The following is a 24,321-nucleotide window of genomic DNA, read 5'->3' as shown; positions in this document are numbered from 1 at the left end:
ATCAGGGACAGCCACCATGAGCAAAATTTTTGAAGACAACTCCCTTACTATTGGCCATACACCACTGGTTAAACTGAACCGGGTCAGCCAGGGCCGTGTATTGGCCAAGGTAGAAAGCCGCAACCCCAGCTTCAGCATTAAGTGCCGTATTGGTGCCAACATGATCTGGGATGCTGAAAAACGTGGTGAGCTGGTGGCCGGAAAAGAGCTGATTGAACCCACCAGTGGTAATACTGGTATTGCTCTGGCCTTTGTGGCGGCGTCCCGCGGCTATGCCATTACCCTGACCATGCCCAACACCATGAGTCTGGAGCGCCGCCAGCTGCTGAAAGCCCTGGGTGCCAACCTGGTGCTTACTGACGGTGCCAAAGGCATGAAGGGTGCCATTGAAAAGGCCATGGAGCTGAAAGAGTCACAGCCTGAGAAATATGTGCTGCTGCAGCAGTTCAACAACCCGGCCAACCCGGAAATTCATGAAAAAACCACCGGTCCCGAAATCTGGGAAGATACAGACGGCGAAGTGGATGTGTTTGTGGCCGGCGTGGGTACCGGTGGCACCCTGACCGGCGTGTCCCGCTATATCAAGCACACTCAGGGCAAGGCCATTACCACGGTTGCAGTAGAGCCGGTAGAGTCGCCGGTTATCACGCAGGCACTGGCCGGTGAAGAAATTAAACCGGGCCCGCATAAAATTCAGGGCATTGGTGCCGGCTTTATTCCCGGTAACCTGGACCTGTCTCTGATTGATCGGGTAGAGCAGATTACCAGTGAAGAAGCCATCGACATGGCGCGCCGGCTGATGAAAGACGAAGGCATTCTGGCCGGCATCAGCTCCGGTGCTGCCGTGGTAGCCGCCAACCGCATTGCCGCCCTGCCCGAGTTTGCCGACAAGAACATTGTGGTGATTCTGCCCAGCTCCGGCGAGCGCTATCTGAGCACGGCCCTGTTCCAGGGTATTTTTACTGATCAGGAACTGCAGCAGTAATTAACTGCCGGCATTCAAAGGCACCGCAAGGTGCCTTTTTTGATCGCTGTTTATTCACTTTATGGCCGTGCTATCATCATCGTGTGAATCCTTCAGGAGCTGAGACAATGGGTCTGTTCGATAAACTGAAAAAAATGGTGTCTGACGATACCAATGTTGCCGATGCCATTGAGGTATTTGCCCCGCTCTCCGGTGAAATTGTCCCCCTTGAGGAAGTACCGGATGTGGTATTTGCCGAGAAAATTGTCGGTGATGGCCTCGCCATTAAACCCAGCGGCAACAAAATGGTGGCCCCCTGTGACGGCACCATTGGCAAAATTTTTGAAACCAACCACGCTTTTTCCATTGAGTCGGAGTCGGGACTGGAGCTGTTTGTACACTTTGGTATCGACACGGTAGAGCTGAAAGGCGAAGGATTTACCCGGGTGGCTCAGGAAGGCCAGCAGGTGAAAAAAGGGGATACCATTCTGGAATTTGATTTGGCCCTGCTGGAGCAAAAGGCTAAATCAACACTGACGCCTGTCATTATTTCCAATATGGATGAAGTCAAAAATCTTGAAAAGAAAAGTGGCATTGTCACCGTGGCCGACGACGTTATTTTACATGTGTGGAAGTAACCCGTGTTTGCCTGGCTGAAAAACCTGTTTCGTTCACACGCACCCGCCAGCACTCGCTTTGAGCCGGTGGAGTACAAGGGATTTACCATTATTCCTGAACCCGGTAATGAGGGCGGCCAATATCGTCTGCAGGGCCGCATTGTGCAGCAGCATAATGGCGAAACCCGGGAATACCGGCTGATAAGGGCCGATCTGCTGCCCGGTGCCGAGCTGGCTGCCGAGCTGATGGTTGCCAAAGCTCAGCGGCTGATAGACGAGAACGGTGAACAGCTGTTTGACTGACTGGTCCGGCTTCTGCCGGCAACTGAACAGGCTGGGAGAGCGCAGGCTGCTGGTGCTGAGCGGCGATGTTCACTGGGCACAAGCACAGGCACATTACCTGCTTGCTCACTGCGGTGAGCTCTCTCACCTCTGGCTGGGGGCAGCCCCTGCTGATCAACCCCACAGTCCCATGGGCAAATATCACAGCGCCCTTGGCCGTGAATATTCTCTGCTGGTATTTAATGCCTTCAGCGGTCTGCATCCAGATGCCCTTGGCGCAGCTGGTGGTGCCCTGGCTGCCGGCGGTATTTTGCTGTTGTTGTGTCCGCCGCTGGAACACTGGCCTGAGTCTGGCTGTCCGGATCTGCGCCGCTATGTGGCCCTGCCCGAGCAGGCAGACCACCTTTACAGTCATTTTATTGCCCGCTTTGTACGCCTGCTGCAGGCAAATGCCGATGTATTAATCCATCGTCAGGGGCAGGCGTTCAGTCTGCCCGCACTCCGTCAGGGTGCTCGCTGGCAATGCCGGCCAGACAGAAACGGCTGTCTGAACCCGCAACAGCGCCATGCCCTGGCGGTGATGCTGCACTGTGCGCGCCAGCAAATTCCCGTGGTGCTGACCGCCGACCGGGGCCGGGGCAAGTCCAGCCTGCTGGGGCGCGTTGCTGAACGCTGGTTGCAGGCGGGTAAAGAAGTGGTGTTAACCGCTCCAAGCCCGGGCGCGGCCGCTCAGGCGCAAACCCATTGCAGCCGGCTCCTGCCCTTTACAGCACCGGATGCACTGCTGCAAACAAAGCCCGATGCTGATCTGGTGCTGGTGGATGAAGCGGCCGCCATTCCGGTGCCCATGCTGCTGGCCCTGGCACGGCAATATACCTGTGTGTTTGCCAGCACAGAGCACGGCTATGAAGGCACCGGCCTTGGCTTTGCGCTTAAATTTCAGCCGGCACTGGCAGCTTTGTTTCCGCGCTGGCGCAAGCTGCACCTTGATATTCCTGCCCGCTGGAGCGTCTCGGATCCGCTGGAGCCGCTGCTGTTTACCCTGATGGCCCTGAATGCGGAGCCACCAGCTCCGGCCACCACAGGTGAGTTATCCATTCGTCCGCTGAGCCGGAAAGCCTTACTGCACAATGACACGCTGCTGGAGCAGCTGTTTGGTCTGCTCACTCTGGCCCATTATCAGACCCGCCCCGGTGATCTGCGCCAGCTGCTGGATGCACCCGGCGTGACGGTAGTCGCTGCATTTCGCGGTGAAATACCGGTGGCAGCAGTGTTGGTAATACGGGAAGGTGAGCTGGAGCCGCAGCTGGCCAGCGCTATCTGGCGTGGCCAGCGCCGCCCGCGCGGGCACTTGCTGCCGCAGTCACTGGCATTTCATGGTGGCCATTATGATGCCTGTCGCTTCAGCTATGACCGTATTATGCGCATTGTGGTACATCCGGCCTGCCAGGGCATGGGCGTTGGTTCACAACTGCTTGACTGGCTGAAACAGCATGCCAGCTGCGATTTTCTGGGTACCAGCTTTGGTGCCAGCCCGGAGTTGATGGCATTTTGGCAGCAAAATCAGTTTTCGCTGGTACGCATGGGGCTGAATACTGATGGCGTCAGCGGCCTGAAGGCAGCCATGATGCTCTGGCCGGCAAGCTCACAGGCCCGGGCCATGCTGCCAATATGGCAGCAGCAGTTTATGGCCGACCACCAGCCAAAAAGCACAGACACAGTGTTGCCACAGGATGGGCAACGGGCCCATGACCTGGCTTTTTATCACAGAGACTGGCATGCCGACTGCCCTGCCCTGCGCCGCTTTGTTACTCATACCCTTCCCCGGACGCCATTAACCGGATTTCAGCAACAACTGCTGCAGGCCGCCCTGCAGCCCGGTGCCGAACCCGCCAAACTGGCCAGCCGGTTTGGCTACTCCGGACACAAAAGTGTGATCACGGCATTAAGACACATTATGCAGTGTTATTTTTAGCTGGCGTTATTGTTCTGAATGGGTCTAGTCTTAGGCGGCATCAATTCAATAATGACATTATTAACTTTCAGGAGTGACACCGATGGAATGGATCACCTCACTGCTTACCTCTATTAACGGCGTGGTATGGGGCGTGCCCATGCTGGTGGGTATTCTCGGTCTGGGCCTTTATCTGCAACTGGGTATGGGGCTGATGCCCATTCGCAAGCTGGGCACCGGCTTTAAACTGTTGTTCAGCAAAACCGAAACGGGTGCAGGCGAAATTTCACCTTTCAACGCCCTGATGACGGCACTCTCAGCCACCATAGGAACCGGCAACATAGCCGGTGTGGCCACGGCCATTTTCTTTGGTGGCCCGGGTGCTCTGTTCTGGATGTGGATGACGGCTCTGGTAGGCATGGCCACCAAATATGCCGAGGCGGTGTGTGCGGTGAAATACCGCGAGACCGATAAACTGGGCAACCATGTGGGTGGCCCCATGTATTACATCCGTAACGGCTTGGGTGCGAAATGGGCCTGGCTGGGTGTGGCCTTTGCCATCTTTGGCGGCATTGCCGGCTTTGGCATTGGTAATACGGTGCAGGCCAACTCGGTTGCCGATGCACTGGATGCCTCTTTTGGTATTTCTCACACCATGACAGGTGTGGTGCTGATGGTACTGGTGGGCATGGTACTGATTGGCGGCATTCGCTGGATTTCGGAAGTGGCCGGCAAGCTGGTGCCGCTGATGACAGTCGCCTACTTTGCGGCCGGTATTGTGGTCTTGATCATGAACATTGGCGAGATCCCCGCCGCTTTTGTCATGATTGTTGAGCACGCCTTTACTCCCATTGCTGCTCAGGGTGGCTTTGCCGGTGCGGCAGTATGGGCGGCCATTCGCTTTGGTGTGGCCCGTGGGGTGTTCTCGAACGAAGCGGGTCTGGGCAGTGCCCCCATTGCTCATGCGGCTGCCAAAACCGACAACCCGGTGCGTCAGGGCCTGATTGCCATGCTGGGCACCTTTATCGATACCATTATTGTGTGTTCGGTAACCGGCCTTGCCATTATTGTAACCGGCAGCTGGACCAGCGGTGAGGCCGGTGCCTCGCTCACTACCCTGGCGTTTTCGCTGGCCATTCCCGGCGGCGAATATATCGTCTCGGTGGCGCTCGCGATCTTCGCCTTTACCACCATTCTGGGCTGGAGTTTCTACGGCGAAAAATGCGTGCAGTTTTTGTTTGGTGTGAAAGCCATAGTGCCCTTTCGCATTGCCTGGGTGCTGGCATTGCCGATTGGTGCCACTCAGTCACTGGAATTTATCTGGCTGATGGCCGACACCATGAACGCCATGATGGCCATTCCCAACCTGATTGCCCTGGCCCTGCTGAGTCCGGTAGTGTTCAGGCTCACCAAAGAGTATTTTGCCCGGCAGAAATAAAACCCGGGGATTAGGGATAAGCAGTAGCGACAGCGCCGCGGATTATCGCGGCGTTTGTTTTGCTATACTGGCCGCAGCTCGTTTTCAGGACTCGTTTTATGCACTCACATCCCCATTATTCTCACAGCGACATTCAGGCTCTGTGCGCTGATTTTCCGCTACTGAACACACTAATGGCACTGACGCCGGTCAGCTGGTTCAACCCCGAACGCCAGCCACTGGATCAGGCTCTCGCCGGTGTGGGCCTGACTGCCGACGATGTGGCCGATGCAGCAGCCCGCCTGAGCCGCTTTGCGCCTTTTTTTGAGGCGGTATTTGCCGATACCCGGCCACTAAATGGCATTCTGGAGTCACCACTGCAGCCCGTTGCCGCCATGCAGCACGCCATGAACGCCCGTCTGGGCCATGAGCTTGCCGGCACCCTGCTGCTGAAGCGGGATGATCTGCTGCCGGTATCCGGCTCCATCAAGGCCAGGGGCGGCATTTATGAAGTGCTGCATCATGCCGAAAAGCTGGCACTGAAAGCGGGCCTGTTAAACCTGAACGATAACTATGCCAGACTCGACAGTGACGAATTCCGGGCGTTTTTTGGCCGTTATTCCATTGCCGTGGGCTCCACCGGCAATCTGGGCCTGTCGATAGGCATTATCAGTGCAAAACTGGGCTTTAAGGTGAGCGTGCACATGTCGGCGGATGCGCGGGAGTGGAAGAAGGAATTACTGCGCAGCCATGGCGTGAATGTGGTGGAATATCAAAGTGACTATTCAGTGGCAGTGGCTCAGGGCAGAGCCGAGGCACAAAACGATCCTTACTGTCATTTTGTTGACGATGAAAACTCGGTACAGCTGTTTCTGGGTTATGCGGTAGCTGGCATACGGTTGAAAGCCCAGCTGGAGCGGCAACACATTAAAGTGGATAAAGAACACCCGCTGTTTGTGTATTTACCCTGTGGTGTGGGCGGGGGTCCGGGCGGCGTGGCCTTTGGCCTGAAACTGGCCTTTGGTGATGCGGTGCACTGTGTATTTGCCGAGCCTACCCACTCGCCCTGCATGCTGCTGGGAGTCTATACCGGTTTGCACGACGCCATTTCGGTGCAGGACCTGGGCATTGATAATATTACCGCCGCCGATGGGCTGGCGGTGGGCCGGGCATCCGGCTTTGTGGGCCGGGTCATGGCCCCGCTGCTGGATGGTTTTTATACGCTGCCGGATGAAGAGATGTTCAGCCTGCTCAGGTTACTGGAACAGCAAGAAGGCATTCGCCTTGAGCCCTCGGCTCTGGCCGGCATGCCCGGCCCCTGGCGGGTAAAAAGCGACGACTCCGGCTATAAAACCCGCATGAACCTGACTGCAGCCCGCCTGGCCCGCGCCCATCATCTGGTCTGGGCCACCGGCGGCGGCATGGTACCCGCGGAAGAAATGGACAAATACCTGAACACAAAGCCGTAAGCTATCAGCTATCAGCTATAAGTTGTTCTGTTAGGGCCTTCCGATACGAGGTGGTGCCTGAAGTTTCTGTGTGGTTTGTACAATGGATTCTGGCCTTCGCCAGAATGACGATATCTTCACCGTCGCTCCGGCGCAGGCCGGAGCCCATCAAGCAAACAGCTTGTACCAAACAGGCACACCTCAAAAACCACCAGCTACTCCACTTAAAGCTGATCGCTTACCGCTTACCGCTCCCCGAAGGGGTCTCGTTAAAACCAGCCGCTGTTAAGGTCATCCTTACAGCTCCAATACTGCTCGGAATATCGCTTGGCGCGGGCTTCTACCTTGCGGGACACGCCCAGCAGCCAGCGCTTTTTCAGATGGCTGCCACGGCGGTAGCCGGTCCAGCCTTCGTGATAATTAAGATACTGACCGTAAGCATCCCACTTTGAAATGCCGTTCAGCCGGCTGGTTTTGCTCATATACCAGCCCATAAAGTCCATGGCATCGTCAAAGTCGTCCCGGTCGGCCCAGCCGTTGCCGGTTTCCCGCCGGTAGTCGGCCCAGGTTTCATCCTTGGCCTGAGCGTAGCCATAAGCACTGGATGCCCGTCCGTAAGGAATAAACAGAAACCAGCGTATGGGCGGGCGGGCATCGTGGCGAAAGCTGCTTTCCTGATACATCATGGCCATGGTTACATGAGCAGGTACACCCCACTTTTCACGCGTGTTTTCGGCGGCATCATGCCAGCCGGGATATTGCTCGAAAATACGGCATATATTCTCAGGGTGTCTGGGGGGAGCTGTGGCACAGCCGGCCAGTAACATGGCCGCCAGCCCAAGGCCGGCAAGTTGACGAATTCCGGGCATGAAGGTGTCCTGTATAAAGCCAGCTTCAAATAGTGCCTGCGACGCCGTCTCTTTTCCACACCTCTTGCTCATCACCCTTCACTCAATATTATTTAATCACTCTTAATGCATAACTATCTTTTGTAAGGCTTTCGGTCAGGCAGTAGAATGCGGCTAGGCTATGATTGTGGCATTTGCTCAAAGCAACAAGGGACTTTTAATGCGCTTTTACTTTCCCATCGTCATCATTGACGAAGATTTTCGCTCCGAAAACACCAGCGGCTCCGGCATTCGTGAGCTGGCTTCAGCCATTGAAAAAGCCGGCATGGACGTGGTGGGCTATACCAGCTACGGCGATCTGACCTCCTTTGCCCAGCAGCAGAGCCGGGCTGCGGGGTTTGTGCTGTCCATCGACGATGAAGAGCTGGCCGGCAGCCGGGAGGAAGCGTATTCGGTACTGGAGCAGTTGCGCCGCTTTGTGGAGCAGATCCGCCACCGCAATCCGGATATTCCCATTTACCTTTACGGTGAAACCCGCACCGCACGCCATATTCCCAACGCCATTCTGCGGGAGCTGCACGGTTTTATTCACATGCACGAAGACACCCCCGACTTTGTGGCCCGGCATATTATTCGTGAAGCCAAAAGCTACCTCGACTCGCTGGCACCGCCGTTTTTCCGTGCCCTCACCCACTATGCTCAGGACGGCTCCTATTCCTGGCACTGTCCGGGGCACTCCGGCGGTGTGGCCTTTCTGAAGTCGCCGGTAGGCCAGATGTTTCATCAGTTTTTTGGTGAAAACATGCTGCGTGCCGATGTGTGTAACTCGGTAGACGAACTGGGCCAACTGCTGGATCATACCGGCCCGGTGGCGGCCTCGGAGCGTAACGCAGCCCGCATTTTCAACGCCGATCACCTGTTTTTCGTGACCAATGGCACCTCTACTTCCAACAAAATCGTATGGAACTCCACGGTGGCCCCGGGTGATATCGTGGTGGTAGACCGCAACTGTCACAAGTCGATTCTGCACGCCATTATGATGACAGGTGCCGTGCCAGTGTTTCTGATGCCCACCCGCAACCATTACGGCATTATCGGCCCCATTCCCCGTAGTGAGTTCGAGCCTGCCCGTATTCGTGAGAAGATGGAAGCCAACCCCTTCTGCCGGGAAATTCTGGCAAAGAACCCGAACGTCAAGCCGCGGGTGCTGACCATTACCCAGTCCACCTACGACGGCATTCTCTATAACGTGGAGGAGATAAAAGATCTGCTCGACGGCGAAATAGAAACCCTGCACTTTGATGAAGCCTGGCTGCCTCACGCTGCCTTTCACGACTTTTACGGCGATTATCACGCCATTGGCGAAGGCCGGCCCCGCTGTGAAGACTCCATGGTGTTCGCCACTCAGTCCACCCACAAGCTGCTGGCGGGCCTGTCTCAGGCGTCACAAATTCTTATTCAGGACGGCGAAAAAACCCGGCTCGATCGCCATGTGTTTAACGAGGCCTACCTGATGCACACCTCCACCAGCCCGCAGTACGCCATTATTGCGTCCTGTGATGTGGCTGCCGCCATGATGGAAGAGCCGGGCGGCACCGCGCTGGTGGAAGAGTCGTTATCGGAAGCGCTGGAGTTTCGCCGGGCCATGCGCAAGGTGGACGACGAATATGGCATCGACTGGTGGTTCAAGGTATGGGGGCCGGATGATCTGACCGACCATGGTCTGGATGAGCGGGACGCCTGGATGCTGCGCTCGGAAGACAGCTGGCACGGCTTTGGCGATATTGAGCCCGGCTTTAACCTGCTGGATCCCATCAAGGCCACCATCCTTACTCCCGGCCTTAACATGAAGGGCCAGTTTGCCGAGTCGGGCATTCCTGCCGTGGTGGTGACCAAATATCTAGCCGAGCACGGCATCGTCATCGAGAAAACCGGGCTTTACTCTTTCTTTATTATGTTCACCATCGGCATTACTAAGGGCCGCTGGAATACCATGGTGACCGAGTTACAGCAATTCAAGGACGATTACGACAAGAACGTGCCGCTGTGGAAGATTTTGCCGCAATTTGTGCAGAGTCAGCCCAGCTATGAGCGGGTGGGCCTGCGCGACTTGTGCGATCAAATTCACGCTGTGTATAAAGAAAACGACGTGGCCCGGCTGACCACTGAGATGTATCTGTCGGATCTGGTGCCAGCGATGAAACCGGCAGAGGCTTTTGCCAAAATGGCCCACAAAGACATTGAACGGGTGCCCCTGGACGAGCTGGCCGGTCGCACCACGGCGGTCATGGTGGCCCCCTACCCGCCCGGCATTCCGCTGCTTATTCCCGGTGAAGTGTTTAACGACACCATTATCAGCTATCTGCGCTTTGCCCGTGAGTTTAACCAGCGTTTCCCGGGCTTTGAAACCTATATTCACGGTCTGGTGGCAGAAGAGCACCAGGGCGAGACGCAGTATTTTGTGGATTGTGTGATCGAGTAACCCCCTTCGGGAGCTGTAAGCCATAAGCTATCAGCTGTAAGTATTGCAGGCCGCAATTAAACGCGGCCTACAAACACTGTCACTCCGGTACTGAATCAAGCTCAGCATGACTGACCGGAGTCCATGGCATGGAGCACAGTCACCAGCTGAATGCATTGTTGCCTTCAGAATGGATGCCGGCTCAAAGGCCGGAATGACCACGTGTTTTACTAAAATTCACATTAATTAAATGTAATTAAACAGACTCATGCTCTGCACCTTGCCGAACATGGTTTGAGTGGCCTGCAGGGCCACCATGGTCTGGCTGAACTCGCCGGTGGCTTTGGCATAGTCGAGATCTTCCATGCCGCCGCGCAGCTTGTTCAGGGTCAGGCTCATGTCTTCATGGGTCACCTGCTGGTTTTCGATGCGCTGCATGCGGTTACCGGTATCGGCACGAACCCGAGTAAAGTGACTGCCCATGGCATCCAGCTCCCCCAGAATGTCAATCATTTCACTCTGGCCAGAGGGGTTATGGCCGTCAGTTTCCAGCCATTCCTTAGCCCGGTTCAGCACGTCAAACACATCGCGGGTGTCCTGACCGGATCCATCGCTGACCTCAGAGGATAAGGTAATCTTATCTCCGGCTTTGGCTTCACCCTTAATGGTGATATCTACGCCGTCTATGGTGATTTTGTCGCCCGGGATATACGTTTTGGGATTAGCCACCGGATCGGCCGGTACCGTATTGCCGGCGTCATCAATCACAATCACCGTAATGCTGTCTGGATCGGTAGGATGAGCCTCAAACTTCACTGTGTATGGATGAGCATCGGTAAAACTGCCTTTATCATCAATAACTGCGCTTTCCACCCTCAGGTTATCGTCGCGGGAGTCACCTTGAAGGTCATAAGCCACGGTAAAGTCACCTGCCGGGTTTGGCACGCCGCCAAATACCAGTTCCCCGCTGTGGTTAATGCCTACTTTTACGTTATCACCCACCATCATGTCGCGCTGGCCGCCGTCTCCGGCATAGCTCACAGAGCCATCGGGGTTACGCACAAAAGGGGAGCTGTCGGTCTGAAAGCCACCAAAGATATACTGGCCGAATTCATCACGGGTATTGGCCAGATCCAGCATTTCATCGATGCGGCTTTGCAGCTCTTCTTTATAGGCGTCCCGTTCCTGCTGAGTAATGGCCGGGTTGTTGGCCCCCAGCATAATTTCCTTTACCTGCTGAGTGGTGGTTTCGGCAGAGCTTAAGGCCCATTCTTCCCGTCGCAGCCGGTTTTCTGCCAGATTGATGTTGTTCTGGTATTGCTCCAGCTTGCGCAGCTCCTGCTTGTAGTTAAGGATGCCGTTGGCCGCCACCGGGTCTTCGCTGGCATGTTCTACCCGCTTGCCGGAAGACATTTTGCCCAGCTGATCGTTGGCCTGAGACGTTCTGGCACTGATGTTATTCAGGTTACGCTGAATAAACTGAAAACTGGCAACACGCATTATGACTCCTTAGCGGATCTGCAACAGGGTATTCATGGTTTCACTGGCGGTGGACACCACCCGGGCTGCCGCCATATAAGACTGCTGAAAACGCAGCAGATTGGCGGCTTCTTCGTCCAGGTTCACTCCGGAGGTGGACAACATGCGATCGTAAGACTGCTGATAGGCCGCCCCTGCCGCCTCGGCTTTAACGCCCTGATTTCGGGTCAGGCTGCCAATGCCCACGGCAGTCTGGTTCAGACTGTCGGTCACGGTAGACTTGCCGTTATTGAGCCATTTTTTGTTCTGCAGTTCGGCAAAGGCCAGGGCGTTTTCGTTATTACCAGAGCCACCGGCCTGACGGATTTCAAATTGATCAAACTCTGCCGGCGTGCCACTTACCTTGATGGTCACACCTTCTACTGTGATTTCAGGATTGTTTGGATCAAACACCGCTGTCACGCTTTGGCTAGCTCCCAATGAATCCACATAATCAACAGTATAATTACCGCTGCCATCAAAACTTACCGTCCAGGGGCTGTCTTTTTGTGGCAAATGGGCCTGATTATCTGCAGTCAGTTCGAGTTTTGCGGTTCCCGTATTATCTCCATTCGGGCTGACGACGACAGAGCCGGAAGCAGCAATTTGATCACCGGTATTCAGCTGCAGCTCCAGATCAATGGCCCCCTGCCGGGTAGGCTGGATCAGCATTTCATCGCCCGGAGCCAGGGAGTTGGCCGGATTTTCATTGAGAGTAAGCTGAAAGCCAAGTTGTTCAAGGCCCGTATTCAAATCGGTTATGTCTGCGTAACTTTCTTTTTTGCCGGTGGTAATATCGGTCAGTTCATAGCCACCCGTCGACGTGTATTTAAGACTGTATTCCCCGCCGGTCAGCTTGCCGGTATCGGTAATCTCCACCTCGCCGGTCACATTGGGATTATTACCCACAAAGCGCTTGGCCATGGCTTCCGGGTCATTGATGTTGTTAAACATGTTTTTGCCGGGATCGCCGTTCAGATCCACGCCCTGTGTCTGAATTTTATTAAAGGCATCGGCAATGGCGATGGCGGTTTTGCCCATGTCGCTGAGGTTGGGCCCAAGCACCTGATCCCGGTAGTGAAACAGTGCTCCCATTTCGCCGCCCAGGGCCTGGCTGCCCTTGATGCGGGTGGCCTGACCATTGCTGTTGGGGGAAACCAGATACAGCTCGGTTTGCTGATGATCCGGTGAGCCGGCACGCACTTCCATTCGATAGGCCTGATTACCGGACACCAGCGGTTCCCGGCCGTTCAGCATCACGGAGATCATGCCGTTGCTGTCTTTCAGTGTGGTGATCTGCACCTGTTTACCCAGATCCTGCAGCAACCGATCGCGCTGATCCAGCAGATCATTGGGAGTCCCGTTCTGGCCGGCGTTCATAATCTGCTGGTTCAGTTCGGCGATACCGGCGGTCAGGGAGCTGATATGATCGGCCCGGGATTCGATATCCCGGTTTTTGATCATTTTTTCCTGCTCCAGCGAGCTGTAAAACTCGTTGAAGTGATCGACTATGTCCTGGGCGTTGGCCAGCATCAGCTCACGGTTGCCCAGGTTGCCCGGGTTATCGGCTACCGCGTTAATGGCGCCGTAGAGATCATCCAGACTGCTGGCCAGACCGGCGTTCACACTGGTCATGGTTTTGTCGAGATAGGTAAGGTGATTATACAGGGCTTCGGCACCGGCTTTTTCGGTATTGTTGACCAGCACATCACGAAAGGCATATTCCTGATACATGCGGGTTACGTCGGTTACCCGGGTGCCGGTACCGTAAAAGTTGCCACCGGAAAACATGTGCATTGTGGTGGCCTGTTCGGCCCGCTGCCGGTTGTAGCCTTCGGTATTGACGTTGGCAATGTTATGACCGGTAGTGGCCAGCTGGGCCTGTGCCGCCAGCAGGCCGCTTACTCCGGTTTGATACATATCAACAGCCATGATGTGTCCTTATGCTTGTGATGCCAGCCGGTTCACGGTGTCGAGCACCGCACTCAGCTTGCTGGCATAGTTAGGATCGGTCGCATAGCCCGCCTGCTGCAGGGCCTTGAAATATTGCCGCGGTGAGCCGGTTTGCTCCAGTGCCTGGCCGTAGCGGGGGTTGTCATTCAGAAACTGCACATAATCGTTAAAGCTGTCATTGAATGAGGCATAGGATCTGAACGGTGCCTGTACCTTAACGGCCACGCCCTGCTCATATTCCAGCGTGCTGACCCAGGTTTTTTGCTCTTTCCAGCTTTTATCGGCCTTGATGCCAAAAAGATTATGGCTGGACTCGCCATTTTTTCTGCCGATGATCTTTTTGCCCCAACCGGTTTCCAGCGCCGCCTGCGCCAGCATGGCTTTGGGATCCAGCCCCAGCCGCTCACCGGCGGCAGTGGCGGCGGGTAACAGGCGACGCACAAACTCTTCCGGTGAGTCAAATTTTTGACCTGCCGTCAGGGTAACGGCATCCTCGGGAGCATTTTTTGCCGCTTTCAGCGGCGGTCTGGCGTTGTCTGTCTGCTCAGCGTCCGGCGGCCGCACTACCTTGCCATTAATACGGCGCACATTATCCAGGCTGAAATGGCGGGCTTCGGTGGCCGCACTGGCGTCTTCACCGCCCCCCAGCTGGCGCACTATCAGATCGGCCAGCCCCAGACTGCCCTGCCGGCTGAGCTCACTGCTCATCTGCTGATCGTGCATATCCTGATAGAACTGGGTATAACGGCTGTTCATGGGGCTGTCTGATTCAAATACCTTGTTGGCATCGCGCATCGACTTGAACAACTGCTGGGTAAACAGGCTTTCAAACTGGCGGGCAGCTTCATCCAGCGCCTTGCCTCTGTCCTGCTCAAAGCCCTGCTGACGCAGCCGGTCCAGGCCCTGAATGTCATTGGCCAGCAGGCTGTTTTGCACTGTGTCGAGGTTTTTCATGCTGCCTCCGGTTAATGCCGTCAGATAATCACCAGTTCACCCTGAATGGCCCCGGCCTGCCGCAGAGCTTCGAGAATGGCCACCAGATCGCCCGGAGCCACCCCTACCTGATTCACTGCCTGCACCAGATCGTCCAGGGTGGTACCGGTGTCCAGCTTGAACATACGGCCGTCCTGCTGCTCCACATTAATGCCGGAGTTGGGCACCACTACCGTATCACCGCCGGCCAGCGCATTGGGCTGGGATACCTGCGGGTTTTCATTGATGGTGATGATCAGGCCGCCGTGCGTAATGGCCGCCGGTTTCAGCTGCACCTGCTGACCAATCACCACAGTACCGGTACGGGAGTTCACAATAATTTTGGCGGCTTCATCGGCCACATCCACCGTCAGGTTTTCCAGCGTTGACAAAAAACTGACGCGCTGACCGGGATCGCGAGGCGCATAAACGGTCACGGAAGTGGCATCCAGCGCCTGAGCCGTGGCCGGGCCCACCAGATCGTTGATCACCTGCGCCATGCGTTTGGCGGTGGTAAAGTCGGATCTGTGCAGATTAAAGGTGATGGTGTCGCCACGGGCAAAGGAGCTGGGCACTTCCCGCTCCACCATGCCGCCGGCGGGAATGCGGCCTACCGTGGGCGTGTTGATCATAATGGAAGAGCCGTCGGCCCCTTCGGCACCCAGACCGCCCACCACCAGGCTGCCCTGGGCCAGGGCATAGACCCGGCCGTCCACCCCTTTCAGAAAGGTCTGCAGCAGGCTGCCGCCGCGCAGGCTTTTGGCTTCACCAATGGCCGAGACGGTGACATCTATGGTCTGCCCGGGCTTGGCAAAAGGTGGCAGCTCTGCATGCACCGCCACTGGTGCCACATCATTCATTTTAGGCCGCATATTATCCGGCACGGTAATGCCGAAGTTGGTGAGCATGGTGCGAAAGGTTTGCTGGGCAAAGGCGTTGTTGCGCTCGCCCGTGCCAGGCAGACCTACCACCAGACCATAGCCCACCAACTGGTTGGCCCGTACGCCGGCCACCGAGCTGATGTCCTTGATACGGGCAGCCTGTGCCGGTAATGCCAGCAGTGCCATGCCCAGTAAAATTGCGGTAAGCCCTTTCATGCATTAAGCCTCATTAAAACGGAAACCAGGGGCTGTTAAAGAATTTGGCCAGCCAGCCGCGGTTTTGGGTGTTGGCAAAGTCGCCGGTACCGCCATAATAAATGCGGGCATTGGCCACGCGGGTGGATTCCACTCTGTTGTCGGAGCTGATGTCCTGCGGCCGTATCATGCCGCTGATGCGCACATATTCTTCACCGGTATTGAGCATCAGCCATTTTTCACCCTGCACCATCAGGTTACCGTTGGGCAGTACCTGCGCCACGCTCACGGTAATGCTGCCCTGCAGGCTGTTACTCTGATTGGTATTGGCCTGGCCGTCGAATTCATTACTGCTCGACATGCTGGCAGTCACCGGATAGCCGCCAATATTAATCGGCTGGCCACCAATGTTGAGCGGATTGATATTAAGACCACTGTCTTTGGCCTGCTGAGTCGTGGCCCGCTTCTGGGCACGGGTCGATTCGGACAGATCAACCGTGATGATATCCCCGATCCGGTGAGCTTTTATGTCGGAATAAAGGCTGTTGGCATAGTTGTCCTGAAAAATGGCACCGTTGGGCTCCAACTGCTCATGGCCAGGCCCGGGCATCACCGGCGCGTAGGCCGGATCATCGGGCTTGGGAGTATAGGGCGTCGAAGTACAGGCACTCAGCAGCAGGCCGGCAGTTAATATCAGAACAAGCTTCATCACCCACCTCGCATTACAGCTGCTGGTTAACGTAGGCCAGCATGTCGTCCACGGCAGAAATAACCTTGGAGTTCATTTCATACACCCGCTGAGCCTGGATCAGGTTGACCAGCTCTTCGGTCACGTTCACGTTGGAGGTTTCCAGCATGCCCTGCTTAAGGGTGCCAAATCCGTCAGCCCCGGCAATGCCCTGCAGCGGCGCACCGCTGGACTGGGTTTCCAGATAGAGGTTTTCCCCCTTGGGCTGCAGACCGGCGGGGTTGGCAAAATCGGTGACAATAATCTGACCGATGACTTGTCCCTCGGCCTGACCCGCCAGCTGTACCGAGACTTCACCGTTGGTGCCCACACTGATGCTCTGGGCATTTTCCGGGATCTGCATTTCCGGCAGCAGCGGATAGCCATTACCGGGTGTCACGATAATGCCTTCATCGTTCAGGGCAAACTGACCGTTGCGGGTGTATCCTGTGGTGCCGTCGGGCAGCAACACTTCAAAAAAGCCGCGGCCGTCGATCATCACATCCAGGGCATTATCTGTGGTCTGAACGCTCCCTTGAGTAAAGGTTTTTTGCGTGGCAACCACCTTGCTGCCCGCCCCTACCATCAGGCCCGAAGGCAGGTTGCTGTCGGCGGTGGCGCGACCGCCGGGCTGATGCACATTCTGATAGAGCAGATCTTCAAAGATGGCCCGGCCCTTTTTAAACCCAACGGTACTGGCGTTGGCCAGGTTGTTGGAGGTCACCGAGATATTGGTCTGCTGGGCATCAAGCCCGGTTTTGCTAATCCACAAGGCGGGGTTCATTCTGCTCTCCTTTAACCAATACGCAGCAGCTGGGCGTGGGCTTTGTCGTTCTCTTCGGCGTGACTCATCATTTTTAGCTGAGTCTCAAAGCGCCGTTGCAAATCGATCATATGGGTCATTTCGGCAATAGGGTTGACGTTGCTGCCTTCCAGCGCGCCGGCAATCAGCTGCACCTGGGCCGAGGCAGGCTCGGCTTCACCGTCTTTGCGGCGAAACAGGCCGTCATTGCCTTTTTCTATTTCATCATTGGCGGGCAGCACGGTTTTTATGCGCTGCAGCTCGGCACCGCCGTTGGGGGCTTCACCTTCCAGCCGCGCAAAGATGGTACCGTCTTTATTGATTTCCATTTTTTCCAGCGGCAACGGCAATACGATGGGATTGCCGCCGTCATCCAGCACATTAAGGCCGGTGCTGGTTTGCAACAGGCCTTCTACCGAGACCTGCAGGTTACCAAAGCGAGTGTAGGCTTCGGTGCCGTCTGCGGCTTCTACCGCCAGCCAACCGTCACCGGCCACGGCCACGTCAAGCTCCCGCCCCGTGGTTTGAATGGGGCCGGCGGCAAAGTTTTGCCCCGGGCTTTCCGTCATGGCAAATACCCGGCTGGGCAGCCCCTCGCCAAAGGCCTGCATGGCCCGGGCCTGCTCCAGATCGGCACGAAAGCCGGTGGTATTGGCGTTGGCCAGGTTATTGGCGCGCAAAGAGACGCTGTGCATGTTCTCTTTGGCACCCGACATGGCGATATACAGCAGGTGATCCATTTCAGCTCCGTGGTTGGCCGACTGAGTAATGTATAAAATACATGCAAAAAAAATGCCACTATAGCTAGAAGTAAGAAGCTATCAGCTTGAAGTAAAAACATAAAAAACCCGGGTTTTCGATCCCGGGCTTTTCTTCAAGCTTCTAGCTTCCGGCTTGTATTAACGGATTTGCAGTATGGTCTGCTGCAGAGTGCTGTTAATTTCCAGCGCCCGGGAGTTGGCCTGGAAGTTGCGCTGAGCGGTAATCAGATCTACCAGTTCAGTAGTCAGGTTGGTATTAGACTGCTCCAGTGAAGCCACGCTGACCTTGCCAAAAATACCGGTATTGGGCTGACCAGTCACAGCTTCACCAGACAACAGGGATTCCCGCCACTGCGTATCACCAATCTGGGTCAGGCCCTGATCATTCGGGAAGCGCGCCATGGCCACGATTCCTAAGTTTTCGGTGCTGCCGTTACTATAGGTCGCCCGCACCAGGCCGTCCGGGCCTACGTCCACCTTGGTCAACCGGCCTACGGTGTTACCATCCTGATCATTCGCAGTTACTTCAAAAGGACCGGAGTTCAGCGAAGCGGAGCTTAGAGACAATTCGATAGTCTGAGCGGGATCAGAACCATTGGTGAACCCCAGTGCACCCGTTGTAAATTCCGCTGGGTCCGGTGCAGTCAGCTGACCACTATTATCAAATGTCAGTTGCTGAGCACCGCTACCGACATCGCTGCCATCGACATAAATATGCATCTCCCATGTATTATCTGTAACAGGAGGAGTGGCATCTGGATTAGGCCCTGTCTTTACAAAATACTGCGTCAACGTATGAGTATCCCCCAGCGAATCATAAATGGTCATGGAGGTAGATGATGTGTAGGTAGCGGAGTTTTCCGGATCGAAGCCTGCAGGATCCATGGCATCAGCTTTTGCCGGAAGATTGACACCAGTAGAAACGTTTTCAGTCATTTTAGGCTCACCTGCTTTATCCGGAATACGCAGAGGCTTAGTACTGTTTATACCTAATCCTGCAGGTGAGCCATCCTTATTAGCCGTGTAGGTCTGCAGATAATGCCCCTGAGCATTCACTACAAAGCCTTCATCATTCAGTTTAAAGGCACCGGCACGGGTAAAGGTGCGATCCAGGGAACCTATTTCATTGGACATAACAAAAAAGCCGCTACCGTTAATGGCCATATCCAGGGAGTTATTGGTGAACTGTAATGCCCCCTGGTGAAACTGCTGTGCAACTGCAGCGGTCTGTACGCCGCTGCCAGACTGGGTTTTAGCATTGGCAAAAATGGAGTTGGCATACACATCGGCAAATTCGGCACGAGATTCTTTAAAGCCAATGGTATTGACGTTGGCAATGTTATTGGCAGTCACGTCCAGATCTTTCTGAGCCGCATTAACGCCGCTGAGTGCAATATTAAAAGACATAAGTACTCCTTACGCCGCCTTGCGGCTGGCTATTTCCAGAATTTGATTAAGCGGCAGGCCACCCAGGCCGGTCAGGTTTACCAGGGACGGGCTGTTAGCACTACCCAGTGTGACACTGTCTACCTTTGCAAAGGCTAACGCACTCAGATCTTCTCGCTGATCGTTAACCAGGCCACTGACTTTAATTGTGTATTTACCTGTCGGGGCAGCCTCTCCGCTTTCGTTCATACCATCCCAGGTAAATTTAACGTTTCCTCGCTGCTTACCTTCAAGAGGGATAGTACGTATTAATTCACCTTTTTCATTCTCTATGCGCACAAGAACGTTAGTTGCTCCCTCTCCGGTAACAGCAACACCTTCAACTGGCTCTTGGCTATCCCAATAAGCTACCTCACTTGGCACAAGTACTTTTTGCCCTACTAGGCTGGAAGCCTGCAGTGCCTGGCTGGACGTCATCACTTCACTTAAACCAGCAAGCTGTTCGCTCATTTTGCTGATTCCATCTGCCGTGGTGAAAGACGTCATCTGTGAAATCATCTGGGAGTTATCCGCCGGCTTGAACGGATCCTGATAAGCCAGCTGCTGACTGAGCAGGGCAAAAAAATCTTCCTGTTCCAGCTGAGCCTTACTGTTTTCAGCTGCTTTTTCGGCCGGACTTAACTCTCCGGGCCCCTTTAATCCGTTATAGTAGTCATTATTGATCTGCATAAATGATTACCCCTTGCCCAGCCGCAGGGTCTGCTGCAGCATCTGCTTGGCAGCGTCGGCCACCTGCACATTGGTCTGGTAGTTGCGTGAGGCGCTGAGCATATCGGTCATTTCTTCCACCACGTTCACATTGGGCTTGAAAATGAAACCTTCGGCATCAGCCATGGGATGATCCGGGTTGAATTCTTTTTGCAGGGGTTTGTCGGTTTCGACGATGCCCATAATTTTGACGCCGACGCTTTCCTGACGGTCCGACAGGGCCTGGTCGAGATCAGCGGCAAACACCGGCTTGCGGGCACGGTAGGTTTCATCAATGCTGGAGCTGACACTGTCGGCGTTGGCCAGGTTACTGGCGGTCGTATTAAGACGAACCGACTGGGCGCTCATGGCGCTGCCGGAAATATCAAAGACTTTAAAAAGGCTCACATTGAGTCTCCTTTTATGGCTTTCAGCAGGCCGGATATCTTGCTGTTAAGAAACTCCAGCGAGGCCTGATATTGCAGGGCATTTTCCATATAACTGGTACGCTCGGTTTGTACATCCACCGTATTGCCGTCGCCGGTATCGGGCTGATTGGGCACCCGGTATTGCACTGTGCCCGGCGGTGCCAGATCCACGGCAAAGTGGCGGTTATTGGTGCGGCTGAGGGAGAAATTCTGAGAACCCTGTGCCTTGCTCAGTGCCGCCTGAAAGTCCATGTCTTTCGCCTTATAACCGGGCGTGTCGGCATTGGCCAGGTTGCTGGCCAGCAGCTCGGCTCTGTCGGAGCGGGCCACCAGTGCATGCTGATGCACACCAAATGCCTTGTCGAAAGAAATCGTCACCGCCACCCTCCTGCGTCATAGTGACCGGAATCTGAAGTACTCACACAGGAAAAAGTAAAGCAAGAGTCGTGCCATAAATAAAAAGCACCTTCAGTTAACACTGAGGTGCTTTAAGGACGGCAAGGTGAAATTATTTAAGGCGATAGATAATGCCGGGGCTGCAGCGGATCATTTCAAACTTGTCGGAAAGTCCGGTAAGTGACTCAGACGCACCCAGCAGCAGATAGCCCCCCGGATTAAGAGAGCCGGCAAACTGGTTAAGGATCTTGGATTTATTCTCGGGAGAGAAGTAAATCAGTACGTTACGGCAAAATATAATGTCGAACTTGCCCAGCGAACTGTAGCTGTCGAGCAGGTTGTAGGGCCGAAAGCTGACCATATTGCGAATGGCAGGCTGCAGCTGCATACGGCCATTATCAAGCGCGGTAAAGAACCGGCTGCGTCGCTCCGGAGACAGGCCCCTGGCCAGAGACAGGCTGTCATAAATGCCCAGTTTGCACTGTTCCAGCATGGTGGCTGAAATATCAGTGGCAATAATTTGCAGCCCCGGCAAGGCACCCGGCCGCCGGCTCATGTACTCCTGTGCCGTCATGGCAATGGAATAAGGCTCCTGCCCTGATGAGCAGGCCGCAGACCAGACACGCAGTGATTTACCGGGTTTCGCCAACTCCGGAAATAAACGGTCACTCAGCTGAGTAAAGGGGTAGCTGTCACGGAACCAAAGTGTTTCGTTGGTGGTCATGGCATCGACCACGGCCGTTTTCAGTTCACGCTCCCGAGGCTGCATGGAGCGCTCTATCAGCACTCCCATGGATTCAATACCAAAACGAGACATCAGCGGTGAAAGCCGGCTTTTAACAAGATATTGCTTGCTGGCTCCAAGGACGATACCGGTGTTGCTTTCAAGAAACCGGCAAAACGCCAAATACTGCTCGTCGGTGAAATTTTTCATCCGTGCTATTACACCTTCAAAAATTAGAGTGCATCATTGACTGCACTGGCCAGCTCATCAGGCTGAAACTTGGCGATAAAATTATCGGCTCCGACCTTTTCAACCAGCGCCTTGTTGAATACGCCACTGAGTGAGGTATGCAGAATAACATGCAGATCCTTAAGAGCAGTATTACTTCGAATCTCGGCGGTAAGCGTGTAGCCATCCATTTCTGGCATTTCCACATCGGAAATCACCAATGATAACTGCTCATGAATCGGACCGTTGGCAGCCAGTTCTTTGAGCTTGTTCAGCGCCTGCCGGCCATTTTCCGTCACAATACACTTAAGCCCCAGAGATTCAACCGCCTTTACTACCTGACGGCGGGCCACAGAAGAATCATCTGCAATAAGAACAGGCTTGTGCTCGGCAGCATTTTCTTTTGAGCGTTCAATAATCGCTGCGTCAACATCTGTGCTGGCGGGAGAAATTTCATCAAGAATTTTTTCCACATCGAGAATTTCCACCAGCTCACCGTCTATTTCGGTGACGGCCGTCATGTAGTTGAAGCGACCGGCCCCTTTGGGTGGTGGCAAGATCGACTCCCAGTTGACGTTGATGATGCGCTCTACCGAGCTGACAAGAAACCCCTGCACCGAACGGTTGTACTCGGAGATAATGACAAAGCTGTCTTCGGTTTGCTCTATCGGCCGGCCCCCCATGGCCTTGCTCAGGTCAATAATGGAAATGGTCTGGCCACGAACATTGGATACACCCCGAATAACCGGATGACGCTGAGGCAAGCCACTGAGCCGTGGGCATTGCAACACTTCCTTGACCTTAAATACGTTGATGCCAAATCGTTGGCGACCGTTAAGCCTGAACAATAATAGTTCCAGCCGGTTTTGCCCCACCAGTTGTGTTCTCTGGTTTACCGAGTCGAGTACACCCGCCATTATTCAGCCTCCGGATATGAGATTTAGCTGTCTGCCCGCCAGTTCAATGGCATGCTTTATGCAGCAAAATACGATGGTTCTAGCTTAACACCGGCCATGTGCCAGTGCCACTTCATAGCGGCAAAGATGGGACCAGTCATGATTTATGTACTATCGGCAACGGAGTAACGATGCTTAACGGTTTTTTGCCTAACTACCACAACAAGCCATGCATACCTGTTTTTTTAAGCCTTGTATTCACGTTATTACCGGCCCTGGTAACAGCTCAGACCAGCATACACGACAGTATCCGTCATTACGCAGAAAACTATGTGAGCGATTTTGTCCAGGCAGGCCCTGATGACAAGGTAATCATTGAGGCTTCAAGCATAGATACCCGGCTGCAGCTGAGTGAATGCCCCGGCATGCTTACCGCAGAGATCCGCGGCAGTGGTGAAGTGCGGCGTAATACTCATGTGTTTGTACAGTGCCATGAGCAACCCGGCTGGCAACTGTTTGTGCCGGTGCGGGTAAAAGTACTTAAACCCGTGGTGACGGCTGCTGATCCTATCTCTCGTAATACTCTGCTGCAGCCGGCTCAGCTGCAGATAAGCTACCAGGATGAAGTGCTGGTAAGAGGGGACGTATTTGATAATATTCAGGCTCTGGTGGGCACCCGCAGCAAGCGGGATCTGCGCCCGGGCAGGCCGATTCTGGCCAGCCAGCTGTGTGTGATATGCAAAGGAGACAAAGTTACCATAGTGGCAGAAAACGGCGGCCTGTCTATCCGGACTCAGGGCGTGGCCGATGAAGACGGCACCTTTAATGAGACCATTCGCGTACGCAACAGCCGTTCGGGCCGCCAGATACAAGGGCGCATCAGCGAGGCCGGAGTAGTAAAGGTGGGTCTGTAAATTCTGCTAAAGTTGCACAAGGGCCAGCCGATAACCGGTGTGACAGCAGCAAATCAGGACACAAGACCATGGCCATAGACAAGCTTCCTCCCGGATTTCATAACGGTCCGGTCAGCGGAAACAAATATCCGCAGAAAAGTGCATCCGCTACTACCGGCAACAGTGGCGAACCCAAAGCTGTTGCCGGGCGAGATGAAGTCACGCTCACGGCAGAGGCCAGACAACTTAACCGCATGCAGCAAAGTCTGTCGGCCGGGGACGGCACCGATAACAGCGCCCGCCTTGACGCCATTAAAAAAGCAGTCAACGAAGGCAGCTATCAGGTGAATGCCGAGCGTCTTGCCGGTAATATTATCAGCCTTGAAAACGACATAGAGTCTCTGTATTAATGAGCCTTGATACGCTGCTGACCCAACAACATTCTCAACTTGAGCGCCTGCTGGCGATCACTGAGCAGGAGCTTGAGCTGATCGTTCAGCGCAAGGCGCTGGAACTCCCTCCTCTTACCGAGCAGAAACAGCAACTGCTGGCCGATATTCAGGCCACCGATGCCAGCCTGTGCAACCACCCCGATGTAGCTCTGCTGGGCACTGAGTTTAAACCCAGGGTTGATGCATTGCGTGCATTAATGACCACTTGTCAGGAGCGCAACGACGTTGCCGGACAGGTGCTGGAACAGTCCCTTGCGGGCACTCGTCAGCTGGCCAATATTCTCAGCCGGCTGCACGAGCGGCAGAGCATGACCTATGATCAGAAAGGTCACACCAAGGGTATTAATAAAGGCTCCGGCTTCAAGGTATAA

24 protein-coding genes are annotated in these 24,321 nt (G+C 54.8%); 10 read left to right on the top strand and 14 right to left on the bottom strand.

What is annotated here, in order from left to right; genetic code table 11:
• Nucleotides 1-16 precede the first annotated feature (16 nt).
• The 6 genes from cysK (at nucleotide 17) to G364_RS0102290 (ending at nucleotide 6,703) form a co-directional block, all read left to right on the top strand.
• On the top strand, nucleotides 17-985 hold the full coding sequence (cysK, locus tag G364_RS0102315; RefSeq protein WP_019933537.1) for a cysteine synthase A: 969 nt from the start codon (nucleotides 17-19) through the stop codon (nucleotides 983-985).
• Between the two features lie 107 nt (nucleotides 986-1,092).
• Nucleotides 1,093-1,602, top strand: a complete 510-nt coding sequence (crr, locus tag G364_RS0102310) for a PTS glucose transporter subunit IIA (protein WP_019933536.1) — start codon at nucleotides 1,093-1,095, stop codon at nucleotides 1,600-1,602.
• Nucleotides 1,603-1,605: 3 nt separating this feature from the next.
• Nucleotides 1,606-1,884 (top strand): HlyU family transcriptional regulator, encoded by a 279-nt coding sequence (locus G364_RS0102305; protein ID WP_019933535.1) that lies wholly within the window; start codon nucleotides 1,606-1,608, stop codon nucleotides 1,882-1,884.
• On the top strand, nucleotides 1,877-3,838 hold the full coding sequence (locus tag G364_RS0102300; RefSeq protein ID WP_019933534.1) for a tRNA(Met) cytidine acetyltransferase TmcA: 1,962 nt from the start codon (nucleotides 1,877-1,879) through the stop codon (nucleotides 3,836-3,838). Before G364_RS0102305 ends, G364_RS0102300 begins: the two co-directional genes overlap by 8 nt.
• A gap of 82 nt (nucleotides 3,839-3,920) precedes the next feature.
• On the top strand, nucleotides 3,921-5,255 hold the full coding sequence (locus G364_RS0102295) for an alanine/glycine:cation symporter family protein (protein ID WP_019933533.1): 1,335 nt from the start codon (nucleotides 3,921-3,923) through the stop codon (nucleotides 5,253-5,255).
• Nucleotides 5,256-5,353: 98 nt separating this feature from the next.
• Nucleotides 5,354-6,703, top strand: a complete 1,350-nt coding sequence (locus G364_RS0102290) for a D-serine ammonia-lyase (protein WP_040614370.1) — start codon at nucleotides 5,354-5,356, stop codon at nucleotides 6,701-6,703.
• A 248-nt stretch (nucleotides 6,704-6,951) separates the two neighbouring features.
• Here the strand turns inward: G364_RS0102290 and G364_RS0102285 are convergent, their stop codons facing one another.
• Nucleotides 6,952-7,551: a transglycosylase SLT domain-containing protein gene (locus G364_RS0102285; protein WP_019933531.1), complete on the bottom strand. Its 600-nt coding sequence runs from the start codon at nucleotides 7,549-7,551 to the stop codon at nucleotides 6,952-6,954.
• Nucleotides 7,552-7,750: 199 nt separating this feature from the next.
• Here G364_RS0102285 and G364_RS0102280 point away from each other — a divergent pair, with 199 nt between their 5' ends.
• Nucleotides 7,751-10,012 carry an arginine/lysine/ornithine decarboxylase gene (locus G364_RS0102280; RefSeq protein WP_026344623.1) on the top strand — a complete coding sequence of 754 codons (2,262 nt, stop codon included), beginning with the start codon at nucleotides 7,751-7,753 and terminating at the stop codon, nucleotides 10,010-10,012.
• Nucleotides 10,013-10,237: 225 nt separating this feature from the next.
• On the opposite strand, the gene flgL is transcribed toward G364_RS0102280, so the two are convergent.
• From flgL to G364_RS0102215, 13 genes are all read right to left on the bottom strand, one after another.
• Nucleotides 10,238-11,491: a flagellar hook-associated protein FlgL gene (gene flgL, locus G364_RS0102275; protein WP_019933529.1), complete on the bottom strand. Its 1,254-nt coding sequence runs from the start codon at nucleotides 11,489-11,491 to the stop codon at nucleotides 10,238-10,240.
• Nucleotides 11,492-11,500: 9 nt separating this feature from the next.
• On the bottom strand, nucleotides 11,501-13,441 hold the full coding sequence (gene flgK / locus G364_RS0102270) for a flagellar hook-associated protein FlgK (protein ID WP_019933528.1): 1,941 nt from the start codon (nucleotides 13,439-13,441) through the stop codon (nucleotides 11,501-11,503).
• Between the two features lie 9 nt (nucleotides 13,442-13,450).
• Nucleotides 13,451-14,416, bottom strand: a complete 966-nt coding sequence (gene flgJ / locus G364_RS0102265; protein WP_019933527.1) for a flagellar assembly peptidoglycan hydrolase FlgJ — start codon at nucleotides 14,414-14,416, stop codon at nucleotides 13,451-13,453.
• A 20-nt stretch (nucleotides 14,417-14,436) separates the two neighbouring features.
• Nucleotides 14,437-15,531: a flagellar basal body P-ring protein FlgI gene (locus G364_RS0102260; protein WP_019933526.1), complete on the bottom strand. Its 1,095-nt coding sequence runs from the start codon at nucleotides 15,529-15,531 to the stop codon at nucleotides 14,437-14,439.
• A 13-nt stretch (nucleotides 15,532-15,544) separates the two neighbouring features.
• Nucleotides 15,545-16,219 (bottom strand): flagellar basal body L-ring protein FlgH, encoded by a 675-nt coding sequence (gene flgH, locus G364_RS0102255; protein WP_019933525.1) that lies wholly within the window; start codon nucleotides 16,217-16,219, stop codon nucleotides 15,545-15,547.
• A gap of 13 nt (nucleotides 16,220-16,232) precedes the next feature.
• Nucleotides 16,233-17,021, bottom strand: a complete 789-nt coding sequence (gene flgG, locus G364_RS0102250) for a flagellar basal-body rod protein FlgG (RefSeq protein ID WP_019933524.1) — start codon at nucleotides 17,019-17,021, stop codon at nucleotides 16,233-16,235.
• Nucleotides 17,022-17,032: 11 nt separating this feature from the next.
• A complete protein-coding gene (gene flgF, locus G364_RS0102245; RefSeq protein ID WP_019933523.1) occupies nucleotides 17,033-17,779 on the bottom strand; it encodes a flagellar basal-body rod protein FlgF in 747 nt (248 codons plus the stop codon).
• 159 nt (nucleotides 17,780-17,938) lie between these two features.
• A complete protein-coding gene (flgE, locus tag G364_RS0102240; RefSeq protein WP_019933522.1) occupies nucleotides 17,939-19,207 on the bottom strand; it encodes a flagellar hook protein FlgE in 1,269 nt (422 codons plus the stop codon).
• Between the two features lie 9 nt (nucleotides 19,208-19,216).
• Complete coding sequence (locus G364_RS0102235) at nucleotides 19,217-19,915, bottom strand: flagellar hook assembly protein FlgD (RefSeq protein WP_019933521.1); 699 nt, start codon at nucleotides 19,913-19,915, stop codon at nucleotides 19,217-19,219.
• Between the two features lie 6 nt (nucleotides 19,916-19,921).
• Nucleotides 19,922-20,341, bottom strand: coding sequence for a flagellar basal body rod protein FlgC (gene flgC / locus G364_RS0102230; protein ID WP_019933520.1), 420 nt, complete (start codon nucleotides 20,339-20,341; stop codon nucleotides 19,922-19,924).
• Nucleotides 20,338-20,739 (bottom strand): flagellar basal body rod protein FlgB, encoded by a 402-nt coding sequence (gene flgB / locus G364_RS0102225; protein ID WP_019933519.1) that lies wholly within the window; start codon nucleotides 20,737-20,739, stop codon nucleotides 20,338-20,340. The genes flgC and flgB overlap by 4 nt, the downstream gene beginning before the upstream one ends.
• Nucleotides 20,740-20,869: 130 nt before the next feature.
• The gene (locus tag G364_RS0102220) at nucleotides 20,870-21,691 is read right to left on the bottom strand and encodes a CheR family methyltransferase (RefSeq protein ID WP_019933518.1); all 822 of its coding nucleotides are present in this window, start codon (nucleotides 21,689-21,691) and stop codon (nucleotides 20,870-20,872) included.
• Between the two features lie 23 nt (nucleotides 21,692-21,714).
• Nucleotides 21,715-22,626 carry a chemotaxis protein CheV gene (locus G364_RS0102215; protein ID WP_019933517.1) on the bottom strand — a complete coding sequence of 304 codons (912 nt, stop codon included), beginning with the start codon at nucleotides 22,624-22,626 and terminating at the stop codon, nucleotides 21,715-21,717.
• 311 nt (nucleotides 22,627-22,937) lie between these two features.
• Here G364_RS0102215 and flgA point away from each other — a divergent pair, with 311 nt between their 5' ends.
• The 3 genes from flgA to G364_RS0102200 all read left to right on the top strand — a co-directional run bounded on the left by flgA (nucleotide 22,938) and on the right by G364_RS0102200 (nucleotide 24,321).
• Nucleotides 22,938-23,519 carry a flagellar basal body P-ring formation chaperone FlgA gene (flgA, locus tag G364_RS0102210; RefSeq protein ID WP_483814908.1) on the top strand — a complete coding sequence of 194 codons (582 nt, stop codon included), beginning with the start codon at nucleotides 22,938-22,940 and terminating at the stop codon, nucleotides 23,517-23,519.
• Between the two features lie 68 nt (nucleotides 23,520-23,587).
• Nucleotides 23,588-23,908: a flagellar biosynthesis anti-sigma factor FlgM gene (gene flgM / locus G364_RS0102205; protein ID WP_019933515.1), complete on the top strand. Its 321-nt coding sequence runs from the start codon at nucleotides 23,588-23,590 to the stop codon at nucleotides 23,906-23,908.
• Nucleotides 23,908-24,321 carry a flagella synthesis protein FlgN gene (locus G364_RS0102200; protein WP_019933514.1) on the top strand — a complete coding sequence of 138 codons (414 nt, stop codon included), beginning with the start codon at nucleotides 23,908-23,910 and terminating at the stop codon, nucleotides 24,319-24,321. Before flgM ends, G364_RS0102200 begins: the two co-directional genes overlap by 1 nt.

The sequence above is a fragment of the Oceanimonas smirnovii ATCC BAA-899 genome (genome assembly GCF_000381965.1).
Lineage (GTDB): Bacteria > Pseudomonadota > Gammaproteobacteria > Enterobacterales > Aeromonadaceae > Oceanimonas > Oceanimonas smirnovii.
Note: the sequence above shows the minus strand (reverse complement) of the source record. Positions and strands in the feature narration are given on the sequence as shown.

Excerpts from the sequence above, each read along its gene's own strand:
- cysK (WP_019933537.1), top strand. The coding sequence starts at position 17 with ATGAGCAAAATTTTTGAAGACAACTCCCTTACTATTGGCCATACACCA.
- crr (WP_019933536.1), top strand. The coding sequence starts at position 1,093 with ATGGGTCTGTTCGATAAACTGAAAAAAATGGTGTCTGACGATACCAAT.
- G364_RS0102295 (WP_019933533.1), top strand. The coding sequence starts at position 3,921 with ATGGAATGGATCACCTCACTGCTTACCTCTATTAACGGCGTGGTATGG.
- G364_RS0102290 (WP_040614370.1), top strand. The coding sequence starts at position 5,354 with ATGCACTCACATCCCCATTATTCTCACAGCGACATTCAGGCTCTGTGC.
- G364_RS0102285 (WP_019933531.1), bottom strand. The coding sequence starts at position 7,551 with ATGCCCGGAATTCGTCAACTTGCCGGCCTTGGGCTGGCGGCCATGTTA.
- G364_RS0102280 (WP_026344623.1), top strand. The coding sequence starts at position 7,751 with ATGCGCTTTTACTTTCCCATCGTCATCATTGACGAAGATTTTCGCTCC.
- flgL (WP_019933529.1), bottom strand. The coding sequence starts at position 11,491 with ATGCGTGTTGCCAGTTTTCAGTTTATTCAGCGTAACCTGAATAACATC.
- flgK (WP_019933528.1), bottom strand. The coding sequence starts at position 13,441 with ATGGCTGTTGATATGTATCAAACCGGAGTAAGCGGCCTGCTGGCGGCA.
- flgJ (WP_019933527.1), bottom strand. The coding sequence starts at position 14,416 with ATGAAAAACCTCGACACAGTGCAAAACAGCCTGCTGGCCAATGACATT.
- G364_RS0102260 (WP_019933526.1), bottom strand. The coding sequence starts at position 15,531 with ATGAAAGGGCTTACCGCAATTTTACTGGGCATGGCACTGCTGGCATTA.
- flgH (WP_019933525.1), bottom strand. The coding sequence starts at position 16,219 with ATGAAGCTTGTTCTGATATTAACTGCCGGCCTGCTGCTGAGTGCCTGT.
- flgG (WP_019933524.1), bottom strand. The coding sequence starts at position 17,021 with ATGAACCCCGCCTTGTGGATTAGCAAAACCGGGCTTGATGCCCAGCAG.
- flgF (WP_019933523.1), bottom strand. The coding sequence starts at position 17,779 with ATGGATCACCTGCTGTATATCGCCATGTCGGGTGCCAAAGAGAACATG.
- flgE (WP_019933522.1), bottom strand. The coding sequence starts at position 19,207 with ATGTCTTTTAATATTGCACTCAGCGGCGTTAATGCGGCTCAGAAAGAT.
- G364_RS0102235 (WP_019933521.1), bottom strand. The coding sequence starts at position 19,915 with ATGCAGATCAATAATGACTACTATAACGGATTAAAGGGGCCCGGAGAG.
- G364_RS0102220 (WP_019933518.1), bottom strand. The coding sequence starts at position 21,691 with ATGAAAAATTTCACCGACGAGCAGTATTTGGCGTTTTGCCGGTTTCTT.
- G364_RS0102215 (WP_019933517.1), bottom strand. The coding sequence starts at position 22,626 with ATGGCGGGTGTACTCGACTCGGTAAACCAGAGAACACAACTGGTGGGG.
- flgM (WP_019933515.1), top strand. The coding sequence starts at position 23,588 with ATGGCCATAGACAAGCTTCCTCCCGGATTTCATAACGGTCCGGTCAGC.
- G364_RS0102200 (WP_019933514.1), top strand. The coding sequence starts at position 23,908 with ATGAGCCTTGATACGCTGCTGACCCAACAACATTCTCAACTTGAGCGC.